We start from the raw sequence: 17,003 nt of genomic DNA on the forward strand, positions 1-17,003 counted from the left end.
TTGCATTGACACATGTCTGATTTTAATCAATCTCCTCTTTCTAAAGATCAACTTGACCTTGTCTACGGCCTTGAAGATCGTCCTAAACCGTTTATCGCATTTTTAGCCGCATTCCAGCATTTATTGGCCATTATTGTCCCAATTGTAACGCCAGGTTTACTGATCTGTCTGGCATTGGGTGTGTCTAAAGAAGACACCAACATGATCTTGTCCATGTCTTTGGTGATCTCTGGTATCGCAACTTTCTTACAATCCAAGAAAGTGGGTCCCTTTGGCGCAGGCTTGCTGATTGTTCAGGGTACAAGTTTTAACTTTATTGGCCCAATCATCGGGATCGGTTCAGCGATGGTCGCTGCAGGCACACCGGTAGAAGCGGTGATGGCTTCGATCTTTGGTGTAGTGATTGCAGGTTCATTTATTGAAATGGGCGTGTCACGCATTTTGCCATGGGTGAAGAAACTCATTACTCCACTAGTAACGGGTATTGTAGTTCTATTGATTGGTTTAACCTTGATTAAAGAAGGTCTGATCAGCATGGGTGGTGGTTATCAAGCCATGGGTGACAAAACTTTCGCCAATGCAGATAACCTGATCATGTCATGTACCGTTCTGGCATTAATTATTTTACTGAACCGTGTGCGTATTACCTGGGTAAAAAGCTCAGCAATTCTGATTGCACTGGTTGTGGGTTATATCCTTGCCGGCTTTATGGGTCATCTCAACTTTGATGGTTTAAAAGATGCACCTCTGGTTCAGATTCCTACCCCAATGCATTTTGGTTTAAGCTTCTCATGGAGCTTATTCATTCCAATGGCATTCATTTACCTGGTGACTTCACTAGAAGCCATTGGTGATATTACCGCAACATCAAAATTATCGAATCAGCCAGTGGATGGTCAAACCTGGATGAATCGCATTAAAGGTGGTGTATTGGTAAATGGTGCTAACTCCCTACTTGCAGGCTTATTTAATACTTTCCCAAGTTCAGTTTTCGCACAAAATAATGGTGTCATTCAGCTGACTGGTGTAGCTAGCCGTTATGTCGGGATCTGGATCGCAGCACTCCTCGTGATTCTAGGTCTACTGCCTGCTGTTGCAGGTGTGATCCAAGCCGTTCCTCAAGCTGTGCTTGGTGGCGCAGTGATGGTGATGTTTGGTGCAGTCGCTGCATCTGGGATTAATATCCTGTCTGGTATTCACTTAGACCGTCGTGCCCTGCTGATCATTGCAATCTCGCTTGCACTTGGCTTAGGCGTTGCACAGGTACCTCAGATTCTGGAACATCTTCCTGAATTATTCCGTAACATCTTTAGTTCCGGTGTTGCGACAGGCGGTATTGCAGCCCTCATATTGAATATTGTACTTCCTGAAGTAAAGAAGTAATTTCATGTCCAAAGAACACTGTCTGGGTTGGACTCGGACAGTGTTTTTTCTATTGGAGAGAGATCTATGGATCCTAAAAGCGAAGTTTTATTAAGACAATATGATTATTTGTCTGGTCGCGTATTGCTGGTAAATGCCCCGACCGATGAGCTTCTTGCTGAATGTGGTGAATCTATCCAGCCCTTTGTTTGGACATGGAATTATAATGATTTTCAATATTTCCAGTCACAGCAGGCTCAGATTCATTTCGGTGCAGAATTTCCTGATCAAGAATTTGATCAGGCGGTTATTTTCGTACCTAAATCAAAAGAATTATTGAATTATCTGATTCACAATATTGCAGCCCGATTAAAACAAGGCAGCAGTGTCTTTCTTGTGGGTGAAAAGAAAGGTGGCGTAGAGCGTGCGGCAAAGCAGCTACAGGCTTATGGTAAACTCATCAAGCTCGACAGCGCACGACATTGCCAATTGTGGCAATTGACTCTAGACTGCACGGTCGAAGCAAAAGCGTTGGCAGATTGGGCACAGACCTATACAGTGGCCACACCAAAAGGTGATTTGCAGATTTGTGCACTTCCAGGTGTATTCAGTCAGGATCACCTGGATGTAGGAACAGCGGTGTTCTTACCCTATTTATCTCAGGTGACTTCAGGCAAGATTGCCGACTTTGGCTGTGGTGCAGGCGTGATCAGTGCTTATTTAGCCAAACTGAATCCTGAGAACCGTATTTTTGCTCTGGACGTGGATGCCTTTGCCTTGGCTTCTACCCAAATGACATTTGAGAAAAATCAGCTCAGTCCTCAGCAGCTGGAAATTAAAGCTGTATCAGGTATTGAAGATGCACCGCTTTTTTTACATGCCATTGTCAGCAATCCCCCTTTCCATCAGGGAATCCAAACCAACTATGCGGCCAGCGAAACTCTATGTAAGACTTCGCGTCGTCATCTCAAGTCTGGCGGTGAATTGTGGATTGTGGCAAACCGCTTCTTAAATTATCCAATTTTAATTGAACAAAGTTTTGGTCAATGTACAGTCAAAACTGATCAACAAGGTTTTAAAGTGCTCTTCGCCAGCACTCAAAAAAATGCTAAGGAATCATGATGAGCGAAACTCAGAACAGCGTGCAGCTGCAGCGTAAGCTTGGTGCTCGTCATCTCAATATGATCGCGATTGGCGGGTCTATCGGTACAGGTTTATTCCTGGCTTCAGGTGCGACCATTGCCAGCGCAGGCCCGGGTGGTGCACTTCTCGCCTATGCCTTGATTGGCATAATGATTTATTTCTTGATGACCAGCCTTGGAGAACTTGCGACTCATAATCCGACCTCGGGCGCATTTTTTACCTACGGCACCAAATATGTCGAAAGTGGTTTCGGTTTCGCTTTAGGCTGGAACTACTGGTACAACTGGGCGATTACCGTTGCCTTTGAACTGGTTGCCGTACAGTTCATTATGAAATTCTGGTTCCCTGATATTCCCGGCTTTTACTGGAGTGCGATCTTCCTCGCTGTGATCTTTGGGATTAACGCCCTCACAGTAAAAGGTTTTGGTGAATCAGAATTCTTCTTCTCTTTGGTGAAAGTACTGGCGATTATTGCCTTTATCATCATCGGGATCTGGATGATTGCCAAGATCATGCTCACACCGGGTGCTTCAGCATTTGCAAACTGGAGCGTGGGTGAAGCGCCTTTTGTTGGTGGTTTCCAGGCCCTTATTGGTGTTGCCATGATTGCCGGATTCTCGTTCCAGGGAACCGAGATGGTTGGTGTAGCCGCTGGTGAATCTAAAGATCCGCAAAAAACCATTCCAGTCGCAATCAAGCAGATCTTCTGGCGAATCCTGCTGTTCTATATCGTGTGTATTTTCATTATCGGTACATTGGTTGCTTATAATGATCCACGTCTATTACAGGCAGCTGCAACAGAAGACGTTACCCTTTCTCCATTCACTTTATTGTATGAGAAAGCAGGTTTTGCTTTTGCAGCCAGTATGATGAATGCGGTAATTCTGACGGCGATTCTGTCTGCGGGTAACTCAGGCATGTATTCTTCTACCCGTATGCTGTTCGATATGGCGCGTAAAGGCAGTGCACCTAAGCTGTTTGCCCATCTGGATCCACGCGGTGTACCGATGAATGCCCTGTATGCGACAACGGCGATTGCGGCACTATGTTTCTTGACCACATTCTTTGGCGAGCAGGAAGTGTTTAACTGGTTGCTGAATATGTCAGGTATGTGTGGCTTCATTGTCTGGCTCGGGATTGCGATCTCACATTATCGCTTCCGTAAAGGTTATCTGGCTCAAGGCTATCAACTTGAAGGTCTGGCCTATAGAGCTAAATTCTTCCCGTTCGCACCTTGGTTTGCCTTCATTCTTTGTTCAATTGTCGTATTAGGTCAGAATTATCAAGCTGTCCTAGATGGTGAGTGGTTGGCTGTCCTTTCTACTTATATCGGTATTTTATTATTCTTGGTGATTTGGCTAGGTTATAAATGGAAATATAAAACCAAACTGGTTTCTTATCAGGAGATGGATGTTCGACCGATGAATATTGAAAAAGACTAATATCTCACCTTTATTAAAAAAGCAGCTCAAGTGGCTGCTTTTTTATATTCTGAAATCAGCTATGACGCATGACAAAATTACGATCATCAATCACGATGACTTGCTGACAAATACCTTCTACTCGACGCTGCTGTTCGAAGACTTCTATAGGCATAGCATCAAAACTATCAAAGAAACTGATTTCTTTTTCATTGATTTCATAAATTAATGAATGGTTCCCCACCTCTTCCAGCGTGTCGTAGAATACAATTACAAAACGGCCTTTATCCACTAATTTTTGAATATCTGTATAAGAAAGTGGATATTCATGAACAGGCACTTTGAGTTCTTGTGCTTTTTGATAAAACTGGATTTCAAGCGGCTGTTTATCGGGATCAGTTTCTGTAAAAAACTCAACATCGAGTCCCAATGTTTTGAGGGCAACAGCGAGCGCAATACTTGAAGTTCCCATCTCATCATTATGTTGTGTCAATTGCACTAGATCAGGAATATGCAGATCCACTCCATAATGATGAAAAATCATCCAGATCGCATAAATACCACTATTAGCTTCCAGACTTTGTAAGTCTTCAGGGAGTTCTATGCTCATGCTTTAACTCAAAATCAGTTTCGAGCAGCAAGTGTATGCAAAAAACAGCCATAAAAAAAGCGACTCAAAGAGTCGCTTTTTTTAATCAGTGTTCAATAACGAATTATTGAGCAACTGGTTGTTCAGCTAGAACAGTACGGCTACCAGTGATTGTCGCGAATACACGACGGTTCATAGCACGACCTTCTTTAGTGTTGTTGTCAGCAATCGGTTGATCCCAAGCGAAACCTTGAGTAGACAAACGAGATGCATCTACGTTGTATTCGTTAACAAGTGCAGATTTAACAGAGTTAGCACGAGCTAGAGATAAACGTTCGTTCAATGCACGTGGACCAGTGCTGTCTGTGTGACCTTCAATACGAGCAGTTGCGTTTGGATATTCAACTAGCTTCTCAGCAACTTTCGCGATTTCTGGTTTGTATTGGTCTTTGATGTTTGATTTATTCGTATCAAAGAACACGCGAAGTTCCATGTTCAGGTCTTCAGTCAACTCTTGTGGAGCTGGAGCAACTGGAGCTACTGGCTCAACTGGAGCAACTTCTACAACATCAGCAGCCGGTTTCAAGCGGCCACCTAGAACTACGTTAAGACCAGCAAGTGCTGTATAGTTCCAGAATTTTTCGTCAAAGTGGTAAGTACCACGAGCTTCAGTACGTAGCGCTAAAGCATCGTTGATGTGCCAGAATGCACCGATACCAGCATTACCTAGTGTACCTTCTTCTTCAAAACCACGACCAGTACGACCTAAAGCAGCTTCTGAAGCACCGTCAAACTCATATTTGTAGTGACCAGCACCTAACAATGCATATGGTTTGATTTTGCTGTCATAGTTGCCAGTGAACACATCAGAAGTTGCATAGAAATTACCTGCAATGTTCTGACCTTTGTATTCAGCACCTGGTAGATCTCGCATATCGCCTTTAACCTGGCTATATTCAGCTTCAAAACCTAACCATGGAGTTAGTTCAACACCAATTGCAGCACCAACAAATAGATCATCTTCCATTTCACCAGAAGTTGTTAGTTCGCCATCGTCACCGCTATTGTTGTGTTGGGTGTCTTGCCAAGTATAACCTAACATTAATGGAGTAACAGTTACGCCTGCGTTTGCAGCAGCAAAAGGAGCAGCTACAAGCATTGCTAAAGCAATACGACTCATTTTCATGGATTTATCCTCCAGAGATAACAATTGTTGTTCAAGCTCAAGCCTTCTAATAGGCCATTCTGAGATAGGCTTTTTTACCCCAGTGTTATTTTTAAGCTATTCACTGCGCATCATACAAACACTTTATTATTTTTCCAAGTGCTTGATTAATCTAATCAAGTAAATTATTGACAAAATTACTTACAATTTCCGTTGTAATTCAGTAATTTTTTACTCAATTTTTTGTTGTGAATCGCCTATTGTCATTGCCAATTTATTTTTAAGCGCCTTTTTGAATTTTGAGTAAGGCATTTCTTACTCGCTCAATTAAGCATAAAAAACGCACAATTAATAGCATGTTTCAAATAAAAATAATATATAAATCAGGTAACTCTATGTATAAAAAGATAACAAGAGCGTTCACTATTGTTGAGTTAATTATCTGTATTGCCCTTATCGCAATTGTGGTCACAATTACCTTGCCTTACTTTCATGATTATCTATCCAAGCAGGAAGCTAAAAATATTCCGATGAAAATTACAGCAACCAATCGTTATGCACGCAGCCAGGCAGCTGTGTTTCACCAGAATATTGTGATTTGTCCCAGTCAAGATTCATTAACCTGTCAAGCAAACCAATGGAATAAAAATTTGCTGGTATTTATTGATAAAAACCGCAATCGTCAAGTCGACAATGACGAACAAATTTTACACATTGAACAACTTAATCTTAAATACGGTAACCTGAGTTGGCGAGGTGCCTTGAGTATACCGAACGTAACTTATCAAGCCCAGACGGCTTTACCTATTGGATCGAATGGCAGCTTTTATTATTGTTCTACTCACCTTGCATCTCAGCAACGTATTGTCTTGAATAAAATGGGACATATCCGAATCGAACATCTGGCCTCCTGTTAATAAAACCCTAGAGTCTATGATTTATCCAGATTAAGACTTTAATCCTGTACTTTTTTCAATATACTGCTTAGGTTCGAGAAAAAATGATCAAAACTTATAGGGAGATATAACAATGACTGACATCGTAATTGTCAATGGTGCACGTACAGCGATGGGCGGCTTTCAAGGTAGCTTGGCTAGCGTTACTGCACCTGAACTTGGTGCTGTCACCATCAAAGAAGCGATTGCTCGTTCAGGCTTGCAGCCAACCGATATTGAAGAAGTCATTATGGGTTGTGTACTCCCGGCAGGTTTAAAACAAGGCCCTGCCCGTCAAGCAATGCGCAAAGCAGGCCTGCCTGATTCTACCGGTGCTGTCACCATCAACAAATTATGTGGTTCAGGCATGAAAGCAGTGATGCAAGCGGCAGATATGATTAAGGCAGGTTCTGCAACTTATGTAGTTGCAGGTGGGATGGAATCTATGACCAATGCCCCATATGTATTGCCAAAAGCACGTGGCGGTTTCCGTATGGGTCATGGTGAAATCAAGGATCATATGTTCCTAGATGGCCTGGAAGATGCCGAAACTGGTCGCCTGATGGGTTCATTTGCTCAAGATATGGCAAATAGCAAAGGTTATACACGTGAACAGATGGATGAATTTGCAATCCGTTCACTGAAACGTGCTCAAACTGCAGTCAATGAAGGCTACTTTGCTGATGAAATCGTGCCAGTCACTGTTTCCACCCGTAAAGGTGATGTGGTCGTTGATAAGGATGAGCAACCTTTCAATGCCAATATTGACAAGATTCCAACTTTACGTCCTGCTTTTGCAAAAGACGGGACGATCACTGCAGCAAATGCCAGCTCAATTTCAGATGGTGCCTCTGCCCTTGTACTGACTTCAGGCGACAATGCAGCAGCTAAAGGTTTAGCGCCTTTGGCTAAAATCATTGCTTATGCTTCAAACTCTCAGCATCCATCTGAATTCACGATTGCTCCTGTTGGCGCTATTCAGAAAGTTCTGGATAAAACTGGCTGGAAAGCTGAGGAAGTTGACCTTTGGGAAATCAATGAAGCGTTTGCTATGGTCACCATGTGCCCAATGGATGAGTTCAAGCTTGATCCTGAAAAAGTCAACATTAACGGTGGTGCATGTGCACTCGGTCACCCGGTTGGTTCTACAGGTTCACGTATTATCTTGACCTTGATTCATGCATTGAAACGTACAGGCGGTAAACGTGGTATCGCTGCGCTATGTATTGGTGGTGGTGAAGCAACTGCGGTCGCAATCGAACTGATCTAATTCTTTTATAATCAATTAGTACAGAGGGCTTTTATAGCCCTCTTTTTATTTTATAAATATTTCATTTTTCTATAATCCATCTTTAAAGTAAATTCTTTTACTTACATTTTCATAAAGCTTCTTTATTAATCAAATTCAATTCAGGGCGTAAATTAAAGGGATTCCAAATAAGAAAAGGAATCCTGCATGCGACTTAATCACTATCTCAATTTCCAGGATGAAACCGAAGCTGCCTTTACCTTTTATCGCTCGGTATTTGGTGGCGAATTTTCCAGTCTAACCCGTTATGGAGATACGCCTGGACAGCAAGGAATTGATTTATCAGATGAAGAAAAAAATCTGATTTTGCATATCTCACTTCCAATCAATGAATACACAGAGCTCATGGGTTCGGATATCAATGACAAGCTCTGTACTGAAAACACACCAGTATTTAGGAAAGGTACTAATCACTATATTGCGATTATTTTAAGTGCCAATGAACAGGATGAAGCCAAACGACTCTATGAAGCTTTATCGGTGAATGGCCAAATCGAAATGCCTTTGGAAAAAACATTTTGGGGTGCACTTTATAGTGCCTTTACGGATCAATTCGGAGTGCAATGGATGATTAATTGCCTACTTGAAGAACGTGCACCCTAAGGTTTAAATACAAAAAAGCCTCCAGATGGAGGCTTTTTAGTTGAAGGCGAATTAAGCCCCAGTTTGATAATTCGGTGTTGGTACGGCAGTTGAAGCTTGGTACGGATTGGTAAAATCACCCAAACCTGCAGCTGCTTCCTGAATATCTTTACCTTCTTTAATGACAAAAGTATCGAAACCAGAACGCTTCATGTAGTTCAGGACATCTTTGAACACATCACCAGTCGCACGCAGCTCACCCTGGAAACCTTGACGGCGAAGCAATGCAGCAAATGAATAACCACGGCCATCATTAAAACCTGCAAACTCAATAAAAATCGCATCAAGTTGCTCAAGCGGAAATTCATTAGTTTCAGGTGAAGCATCAACCGTTAAGTACAATGCTTTTTTACCAGTAATATTGGCAATCTGGTCTAACTGCTCTACAGTCAGAACTACATCACCCTGTGGCAATACACCATCTTCACCAATTAGCTGGTAAGTGTTATCTGCAATTGTGCCATCTTTAGAGAGCACTTGTAGTGCGGTATTAAGCATATGCGCGCTCCTTGAATGGTTGAATGCCGACACGACGATAAGTATCGATAAACTCTTCACCGTCCTGACGCAAGTCAAGATAAGTATTCAGAATTTCTTCTACGATATCCGGCACCACTTCTGCAGCAAATGATGGCCCAAGAATGTCACCAATAGAGGCATCATGATCCGCATTACCACCTAAAGTGATCTGATAGAATTCAGCGCCTTTTTTATCTACACCCAGGATACCGATGTTACCCACGTGATGATGACCACAGGCATTCATACAACCTGAAATGTTCAGGTCCAGTTTACCCAAGTTGTAAATAGTATCCAGATCATCAAAACGGCGTGAAATCGCTTCAGAAATTGGAATGGATTTCGCATTTGCTAATGAACAGAAGTCACCACCTGGGCAGCAGATAATGTCAGTCAAGAAGCCGATATGCGCACGTGCCAGGTTATGCTGATCCAGCGTCTGCCACAATTCAAATAAGTCTTTTTGTGGTACATCTACCAGCGCAATATTTTGCTCATGAGTTGTACGCAGTTCACCGAAGGTGTACTTGTCTGCAAGATCTGCAATCAGGTTCATCTCTTCAGTGGTCATATCACCCGGTGCAATACCCGCACGTTTCAGTGAAATCGTTACGATGCGGTAACCTTTTACTTTATGTGCATTGGTATTGATATTGAACCATTGCTTGAACTTCGGATACTGTGCAAACAGTTCAGTGAAGTCTTCATCCGCATAATCTTGGTAATCAAATGGAGTAAAGTTTTCATCCATTTTCGCCAGTGTTTCAGCATCAATCTTTAATGTCTTAACAGTATGTACAAATTCGGCTTCAACTTTTTCAGCAAAAACTTCTGGCGTTAATGCTTTTACCAGAATCTTGATACGTGCTTTGTATTTGTTGTCGCGGCGGCCGTGCAGGTTATACACACGTAGTACCGCTTCAAGATAAGCAATCAGGTCTTCACGTGGCAGGAAGTCACGAATAAAACTGCCAATTACTGGCGTACGGCCCAAGCCGCCACCCACTTTAATTTTATAGCCGATCTCGCCTGCTTCATTTTTCACGATATAGACACCGATATCGTGGAATGAAGTTGCTGCACGGTCAATCTCTTCCAGCGCAGATACCGCAATCTTGAACTTACGTGGCAAGAAAGCAAATTCCGGGTGGAAAGTTGACCATTGACGGATCAATTCACAAGTTGGACGTGGATCTGCAATTTCACCTGCCACGACACCTGCATACTGGTCAGTGGTAGTATTACGGATACAGTTCCCTGAAGTCTGGATCGCGTGCATTTGCACGGTTGCCAGTTCAGCCAGCATATCAGGCACGTTCTCTAGTGCAGGCCAGTTAAACTGGATATTCTGACGGGTTGAAACGTGCGCATAGCCACGATCATACTCTTTCGCCAGATCAGCCACTTTACGAAGTTGTTTAGAATTCATCAGGCCATAAGGTACCGCAATACGCAACATTGGCGCATAACGTTGTACATAAAGACCATTTTGAAGGCGGAGCGGACGGTATTCATCTTCCGTCAATTTGCCCGCTAAATAACGTTCCGTCTGGTCACGGAACTGTGCAACACGTTCATTAATCAGTTGCTGATCGAAATCAGTATATAAATACATGGCGTACAGCTAGTAGTTTCTATTATATTGTCGGCAAGGATAACGACATTGAATCTATCAATAAAATGCTTTTTATACATATTTCATAGCGATTTTATTGATAAGCCTAGCAAACTTTCAATGATATAAAGCTTTAGATCAGCTTCCTCTGATTTTTAATGTGAATGATTTATTTTTTAAATCTTTAGCAGTTTTTTTCATAAACCAAAATGAGAAGGTCGCTCAATTACCACTCTTCGGTTTCGCCTAAAGCCTGACCAATAAATTGATATCGCATAGTTGATCTTGAAAACTTGATCGGGCAAGCCAGTTGAGCTTCGGTTTGCTCCCGCTGATCCGCTTTAACTGGCACCTGCACCACCCATTCACGTTGCTGCGCCAGCTCAGAATGCAGGGCTTCAGCAAGCTTTAGTACAGGTTCGACACAGAAATCTGCCTGAGAAAATAAGGCTTGCCAGTGAGATAGAGGTTGGGAACTGATTTTATCGCGAATCGCCTGTTTCACTAAAGCATGATCTTCAGGTGCCAAAGAAGCACCTTTTTCCAGAATAATCGGTAAATCCAGCAATTGTGCCAGACCTTGCATGAATTGAGGCTCCAGACTGCCTATTGATAGATAGCGATCATCCTGAGTCTGATAATAGTCATAAAAGGTACCGCCATTTAAGTAACCTGATTCTATCTGCTGATGCTGATTACCCGCCAGACTGGCAGAAGCTGCCATATTATTTAATGTCGCCGCGCAATCGGTCATGGAAATATCAATATATTGTCCCTGACCACTACTCTGCCGCTCAATCACCGCTGCCAGAATGGCAACCAGCGCATGCATAGAGCCGCCCGCGACATCAGCAATCTGGATTCCCATTGCCGGTGGTCCGCTTTCAAGCCGGCCACTATGCCCAGCAATCCCAGATAAAGCCAAATAGTTAATGTCATGCCCAGCCCGATCTTTATAAGGGCCGGTCTGACCATAACCAGTAATCGAGCAATAGATTAAGCGTGGATTGAGCGCACTGAGTGTTGGATAATCCAGGCCAAGCCGTTGCATCACACCTGGGCGAAATTGTTCTACAACAATGTCATAATCTGCAATTCGGGATTTGATCTGCTTAATATGTTCGGGATTCTTTAAATCCAGTGCGACAGAATGTTTGTTTCGATTCAGATAATTATGTGTTGTGGCCTGTCCATGTGCAAAAGGTGGCATTAAACGCACCAGATCAGGACGTGTGGGTGATTCAATATGCACAACTTCTGCACCCATGTCTGCAAGATATAACGTGGCAAATGGACCGGGTAATAATGTAGAAAAATCTAATATTTTCAAACCTTTTAATGCATATGACATTGGAGTTATTACTCTATTTATATCGCTTTTTGCCTCATCATAAGAACATAAATGCCCAGAAACAATGTCATGTTCAGCCATTTACCTTGATAGTTTCGGCAATTTAACATGTAAGAAAATGGTAATTGCATTCTTGTAAATTGCCATTGATTTTTTATTTTTTGTCATTTAGGTCAAATATTAGTGAACATTAAAGAGACTGAAGGATTAAACATGAGTCGTGATACGATCAGTATCCATTTCGTCAATGCAGCCTTATACGGCGTTAAGCGCCTGGGCATGGATGTCGATACTTTATTGTCTCACGTTGGGATTGAAGCCGAGCTTCTGCATCAGCCGAAGGCCCGTATTTCGCCTGAACAATATACCCGTTTTATCAAGATGCTCTGGATGGTGACACAGGACGAACATGTCGGTTTTGACAAACAGCCGCGTCGTCTGGGCACTTTCGCGATTATGTGCCAGTTGATCATCCATGCCAAAACGCTGGGCGATGCACTCGAGCTTTCTTCTCAATTCTACAAACTCTTTGGTGACGACTGGTCTGTAACCCTAGAGCGTGACAAGCACGAAGCGCGTCTGGTTCCCCTGATTCCAAATTCGATGGATCCGGAACACTTTATTACCGAAAGTATGCTGATGATCTGGCATGGTCTGGCATCGTGGTTAATTGAACGTCGTCTGCCGCTGGAACGTGTACATTTCAGCTACCCGCGCCCTGCGCATGCAGATGAATACGATGCGCTGTTCTTTGCACCTGTGATGCAGTTCGATATGCCGCGTACTGAAATTACCTTTGCAGCGGATTATCTGGATTTGCCAATTCGCCAGAATGAAGAAACGCTGGAAGAATTCCTCAAAGCAGCTCCGGCTCAACTTCTAGTCAAATTTAAAAATACCAACTCGCTGACTTCTCGGATCCGTGATGTATTAAAGAGCCAGATTGGTGAAGAAATGCCGACCTTGAACGATGTCGCATCGATACTCTACCTGTCTCCGCAAACCCTGCGTCGCCGTCTGGCTGCTGAAGGCAAGAGCTATCAGGGCGTGAAAGATGCACTGCGCCGTGATGCTGCAATTCACTTATTACTTAACCCAGATCTGACTCTGGAAGATGTTGCACAACAGGTTGGCTTTAGTGAAACCAGTACTTTCCACCGTGCTTTCAAAAAATGGACAGGGGTAACACCAGGCCTATACCGTCAGTTACACGGTTACCATTAAAAACCTTGCTATAAAATTGTATACTTGAAAAGTATCGTTTATTAAGCGCTACAAGCCCCTAGCCCAAGCTCCAGACTTGGGCTTTTTTATGCCCGCTTTTTAATCCATTAAGACTGACCAAATTGCTCAAATGATCTGGTTCGTTCTCGTCATTGCACTTCAAGATTTAATCATTACACTCGAAGCATTAGAACAATTTCAGTAAAGCAAGAAAAGGATATTGTATGAGCGAGGCCTATATTATTGATGCCATTCGCACGCCACGCGGAAAGGGAAAAAAAGACGGATCATTACATGAAGTTAAACCAATTAGTTTACTGACTACGCTCTTAAATGAACTGAAAGAACGCCATAACCTGGATACATCTCAGGTGGATGATATTGTGCTGGGCTGTGTGACTCCAATCGGTGATCAGGGTGCAGACATTGCCAAAACTGCTGCAATTGCCGCAGGCTGGGACAATGATGTGACTGGCGTTCAGATCAACCGTTTCTGTGCTTCGGGCCTGGAAGCTGTAAATCTGGCAGCACAAAAAGTTCGTTCAGGCTGGGAAGATCTGGTCGTTGCGGGTGGCGTTGAATCCATGTCTCGTGTTCCGATGGGTTCTGATGGCGGCCCGTGGGCTTTAGATCCTGAAACCAATATGGCTTGCGATTTTATTCCACAAGGCATCGGGGCTGACCTGATCGCGACCATTGATGGTTATAGTCGTGCAGATGTAGATCAATTCGCCGAGCAATCACAAAAGAAAGCGGCAGCAGCCCAAGCGAATGGTTATTTTGATAAATCCATTATTCCAGTGAAAGATAAAGCTGGCGTCGTGATTCTAAACAAAGATGAATTTATTAAACCGACAACAACTGCAGAAGGCTTAAGTGCATTAAAGCCAAGTTTTGCAACGATGGGCCAGATAGGCTTTGATGCCATCGCTCTACAGAAATATCCGGAAGTAGGCTCTGTAAACCATGTACACCATGCGGGTAATTCTTCAGGCATTGTGGATGGTGCAGCAATCGTATTACTTGCCTCCGAACAGGCAGTGCAACAGCAAAATCTCAAGCCACGCGCCAAAGTACTGGCAACGGCGCTAGTCGGTGCCGATCCAACCATTATGCTGACCGGCCCTGCCCCGGCTGCACGTAAGGCTTTAGCCAAAGCCGGACTCATCATTGATGATATTGATCTGTTTGAAGTCAATGAAGCTTTCGCTGCTGTGGTGATGCACTTTATCAATGAAATGAAGGTTGATCCTGCCAAAGTCAATGTCAATGGTGGTGCCATTGCCATGGGACATCCACTCGGTGCGACCGGTGCCATGATTCTAGGCACTTTACTGGATGAACTGGAACGTCAAGGTAAGAAACGTGGACTGGCCACCCTGTGTGTGGGTGGTGGTATGGGCATCGCAACCATTATTGAGTTGGTATAAGGAGATCAGCATGAGCGCAATTCAATATCAAAAAACTGAAGATCATATTGTCATTCTGACCTTTGATTCTCCAAACCAGTCCGCCAATACTATGAATGCCGACTTTCGCACGGCTCTGGAAGAAGTCGCTGCCCAGTTACAGGCAGATGAACAGATCGCCGGAATTATTTTCCGATCAGCTAAAAAGACATTCTTTGCTGGCGGTGATCTGGATGAGCTGATTCAGGCGACGCCTGAACATGCCACTGAATTCTTCAATATGATTGAAGACATGAAAGCCAAATTACGCTATATCGAAACGCGTGGCATTCCTGTGGTGGCAGCTTTAAATGGCACCGCACTCGGTGGTGGTTGGGAAATCGCTTTATGTGCCCATCATCGTATTGCCCTCAATGATGCCAAAACCAAGTTTGGTTTACCTGAAGTCACTTTAGGCTTGCTACCAGGCGGTGGTGGTATTGTCCGTATGGTTCGTCTGCTAGGCCTGCAAAATGCCTTACCTTTGCTGATGGAAGGCAAACAGTTCGGTGTAGAAAAAGCCAAGTCTTTGGGACTGGTACATGACACAGCCGACTCACTGGATGAGTTACTAGATAAATCTATAGCCTGGATTAAACAACATCCGCAATCCCAACAGCCTTTCGATGTAAAAGGTTACAAAATTCCGGGAGGCTCTCCTTCTTCGCCTGCCGTTGCACAGATGCTGGCCATTGCTCCTGCGATGCTGCGTGATAAAACCAAGGGCTGCTATCCAGCTCCTGAAGCCATTTTATCCGCTGCGGTTGAAGGCGCTCAGGTTGATGTTGATACCGCACTGAGAATTGAGTCGCGTTATTTCACCTATCTCGCTACCGGCCAGATTTCCAAAAACATGATCGGTACATTCTGGCATGGCATGAATGCCATTAAATCAGGTGCCAGTCGTCCTAAAGACTTTGCGCCATGGAAAGCCACTAAAGTAGGTATTTTGGGTGCAGGTATGATGGGTGCAGGTATTGCCTATGTCACTGCCAGCAAAGGCATTCAGGTGGTACTAAAAGATATTTCGGTCGAAGCTGCTGAAAAAGGCAAAGCCTATAGCCAGAAATTACTTGATAAAAAAGTAGCCCAAGGCCGCTTAACAGCTGAAAAACGTGACCAGATTTTAAGTCTGATTCACACCACGACAGAAGCAGCAGATTTTCAAGGCTGTGACCTGATCATTGAAGCAGTATTTGAAAATCAGGGACTCAAAGCCAAAGTTACTCAGGAAGCAGAGCAATATTTAGCATCCAACGGTGTAATGGCATCCAATACCTCGACTCTACCCATCAGTGACTTGGCTCAAGCCTCTCAAAATCAGGTGAATTTTATCGGTCTGCATTTCTTTAGCCCAGTCGACAAGATGCAACTGGTCGAGATCATTAAGGGGAAAAATACTTCAGCAGAAACACTGGCCAAGGCATTTGACTTTGTGCAGCAGATTGGCAAGCTACCGATTGTAGTGAATGACAGCCGTGGCTTCTTTACCAGCCGTGTCTTTGGAACCTTTGTACAGGAAGGTTTACGTTTGCTCGCCGAAGGGGGGCATCCAGCCCGTATTGAAATGGCTGCGCTGAAAGCAGGTATGCCGGTCGGACCACTTGCTATTCAAGATGAAGTCTCTCTGACACTTTCTGAGCATGTAGCTGCAGAAACCCGTAAGGCTCTGGCAGCACAAGGCAAAGAACGCCCAAGCACCGATGCAGATGCCGTGATTCAAACCATGATTCATGAGTTTAACCGTAAAGGCAAAGCTGCTGGTGCAGGTTTTTATGATTATCCTGAAGGTGGCAAAAAGCAGCTGTGGTCTGGCTTGGAGCATTGGTATAAAGAAGTGGATATTTCTGAACAGGAAATGATAGACCGCTTCCTGTTTGTTCAAGCGCTGGATACCGTACGCTGTCTGGAAGAAGGTGTGCTGGAGTCAGTGGTCGATGCCAATATTGGTTCAATCTTTGGAATTGGTTTTGCCGCTTGGACGGGAGGTGCAGTGCAGTTCTTGAACCAGTATGGTTTAACCAAGGCCTTAAATCGTGCTGAGATATTAGAACGTAAATATGGCGAACGTTTCAAAGCGCCACAGTTACTCAAACAGAAAGTTGCTGAAGGTCAGCGCTTTTAAAAACTGGGTCTAAAAATGAGGAGCTTGACTCCATTGCTGTCCCACAATTTTTCACAAGAGGAAGCTCAAATGAGCTTCCTCTTGTTTTATGGGTATTTTATCGGGTGAAAATAAAGCTTTTAAAGTTCTTCTTTCAAACAAATTCACTTGAATTA

14 protein-coding genes are annotated in these 17,003 nt (G+C 43.6%); 9 read left to right on the forward strand and 5 right to left on the reverse strand.

Annotation, left to right across the window (positions count from 1 at the left end; genetic code table 11):
• Nucleotides 1–12 precede the first annotated feature (12 nt).
• The 3 genes from FTV12_RS13080 (at nucleotide 13) to FTV12_RS13090 (ending at nucleotide 3,947) form a co-directional block, all read left to right on the forward strand.
• Nucleotides 13–1,383, forward strand: coding sequence for a uracil-xanthine permease family protein (locus FTV12_RS13080; RefSeq protein ID WP_166139125.1), 1,371 nt, complete (start codon nucleotides 13–15; stop codon nucleotides 1,381–1,383).
• Between the two features lie 66 nt (nucleotides 1,384–1,449).
• The gene (locus FTV12_RS13085) at nucleotides 1,450–2,484 is read left to right on the forward strand and encodes a methyltransferase (RefSeq protein ID WP_159123682.1); all 1,035 of its coding nucleotides are present in this window, start codon (nucleotides 1,450–1,452) and stop codon (nucleotides 2,482–2,484) included.
• Nucleotides 2,484–3,947 (forward strand): amino acid permease, encoded by a 1,464-nt coding sequence (locus FTV12_RS13090; protein ID WP_180034181.1) that lies wholly within the window; start codon nucleotides 2,484–2,486, stop codon nucleotides 3,945–3,947. The genes FTV12_RS13085 and FTV12_RS13090 overlap by 1 nt, the downstream gene beginning before the upstream one ends.
• Nucleotides 3,948–4,002: 55 nt before the next feature.
• Here FTV12_RS13090 and FTV12_RS13095 read toward each other — a convergent pair whose 3' ends face one another.
• Complete coding sequence (locus FTV12_RS13095; RefSeq protein WP_175968110.1) at nucleotides 4,003–4,536, reverse strand: cysteine peptidase family C39 domain-containing protein; 534 nt, start codon at nucleotides 4,534–4,536, stop codon at nucleotides 4,003–4,005.
• A 103-nt stretch (nucleotides 4,537–4,639) separates the two neighbouring features.
• Nucleotides 4,640–5,701, reverse strand: a complete 1,062-nt coding sequence (gene omp38 / locus FTV12_RS13100) for an outer membrane protein Omp38 (RefSeq protein WP_180034182.1) — start codon at nucleotides 5,699–5,701, stop codon at nucleotides 4,640–4,642.
• Between the two features lie 374 nt (nucleotides 5,702–6,075).
• Between omp38 and FTV12_RS13105 the strand changes: the two genes are divergently transcribed.
• From FTV12_RS13105 to FTV12_RS13115, 3 genes are all read left to right on the forward strand, one after another.
• Nucleotides 6,076–6,597: a GspH/FimT family protein gene (locus tag FTV12_RS13105; protein ID WP_180034183.1), complete on the forward strand. Its 522-nt coding sequence runs from the start codon at nucleotides 6,076–6,078 to the stop codon at nucleotides 6,595–6,597.
• A 112-nt stretch (nucleotides 6,598–6,709) separates the two neighbouring features.
• A complete protein-coding gene (locus tag FTV12_RS13110; RefSeq protein ID WP_180034184.1) occupies nucleotides 6,710–7,885 on the forward strand; it encodes an acetyl-CoA C-acyltransferase in 1,176 nt (391 codons plus the stop codon).
• A gap of 186 nt (nucleotides 7,886–8,071) precedes the next feature.
• On the forward strand, nucleotides 8,072–8,527 hold the full coding sequence (locus FTV12_RS13115) for a VOC family protein (RefSeq protein WP_180034185.1): 456 nt from the start codon (nucleotides 8,072–8,074) through the stop codon (nucleotides 8,525–8,527).
• Between the two features lie 51 nt (nucleotides 8,528–8,578).
• Here FTV12_RS13115 and FTV12_RS13120 read toward each other — a convergent pair whose 3' ends face one another.
• The 3 genes from FTV12_RS13120 to FTV12_RS13130 all read right to left on the reverse strand — a co-directional run bounded on the left by FTV12_RS13120 (nucleotide 8,579) and on the right by FTV12_RS13130 (nucleotide 12,051).
• The gene (locus tag FTV12_RS13120) at nucleotides 8,579–9,064 is read right to left on the reverse strand and encodes a DUF934 domain-containing protein (protein ID WP_004785193.1); all 486 of its coding nucleotides are present in this window, start codon (nucleotides 9,062–9,064) and stop codon (nucleotides 8,579–8,581) included.
• Entirely contained in the window at nucleotides 9,057–10,700 is a 1,644-nt protein-coding gene (locus FTV12_RS13125; protein ID WP_104425792.1) for a nitrite/sulfite reductase, read from the reverse strand. Before FTV12_RS13125 ends, FTV12_RS13120 begins: the two co-directional genes overlap by 8 nt.
• 226 nt (nucleotides 10,701–10,926) lie before the next feature.
• Complete coding sequence (locus tag FTV12_RS13130) at nucleotides 10,927–12,051, reverse strand: CaiB/BaiF CoA-transferase family protein (protein ID WP_180034186.1); 1,125 nt, start codon at nucleotides 12,049–12,051, stop codon at nucleotides 10,927–10,929.
• Nucleotides 12,052–12,264: 213 nt separating this feature from the next.
• Here FTV12_RS13130 and FTV12_RS13135 point away from each other — a divergent pair, with 213 nt between their 5' ends.
• The 3 genes from FTV12_RS13135 (at nucleotide 12,265) to FTV12_RS13145 (ending at nucleotide 16,848) form a co-directional block, all read left to right on the forward strand.
• A complete protein-coding gene (locus FTV12_RS13135; RefSeq protein WP_180034187.1) occupies nucleotides 12,265–13,275 on the forward strand; it encodes an AraC family transcriptional regulator in 1,011 nt (336 codons plus the stop codon).
• A 224-nt stretch (nucleotides 13,276–13,499) separates the two neighbouring features.
• A complete protein-coding gene (locus FTV12_RS13140; protein WP_180034188.1) occupies nucleotides 13,500–14,705 on the forward strand; it encodes an acetyl-CoA C-acetyltransferase in 1,206 nt (401 codons plus the stop codon).
• Between the two features lie 10 nt (nucleotides 14,706–14,715).
• The gene (locus FTV12_RS13145) at nucleotides 14,716–16,848 is read left to right on the forward strand and encodes a 3-hydroxyacyl-CoA dehydrogenase NAD-binding domain-containing protein (RefSeq protein ID WP_180034189.1); all 2,133 of its coding nucleotides are present in this window, start codon (nucleotides 14,716–14,718) and stop codon (nucleotides 16,846–16,848) included.
• Nucleotides 16,849–17,003: the final 155 nt, after the last annotated feature.

Origin of the sequence: Acinetobacter sp. YH12233 (genome assembly GCF_013417725.1) — a bacterium.
Taxonomy (GTDB): domain Bacteria; phylum Pseudomonadota; class Gammaproteobacteria; order Pseudomonadales; family Moraxellaceae; genus Acinetobacter.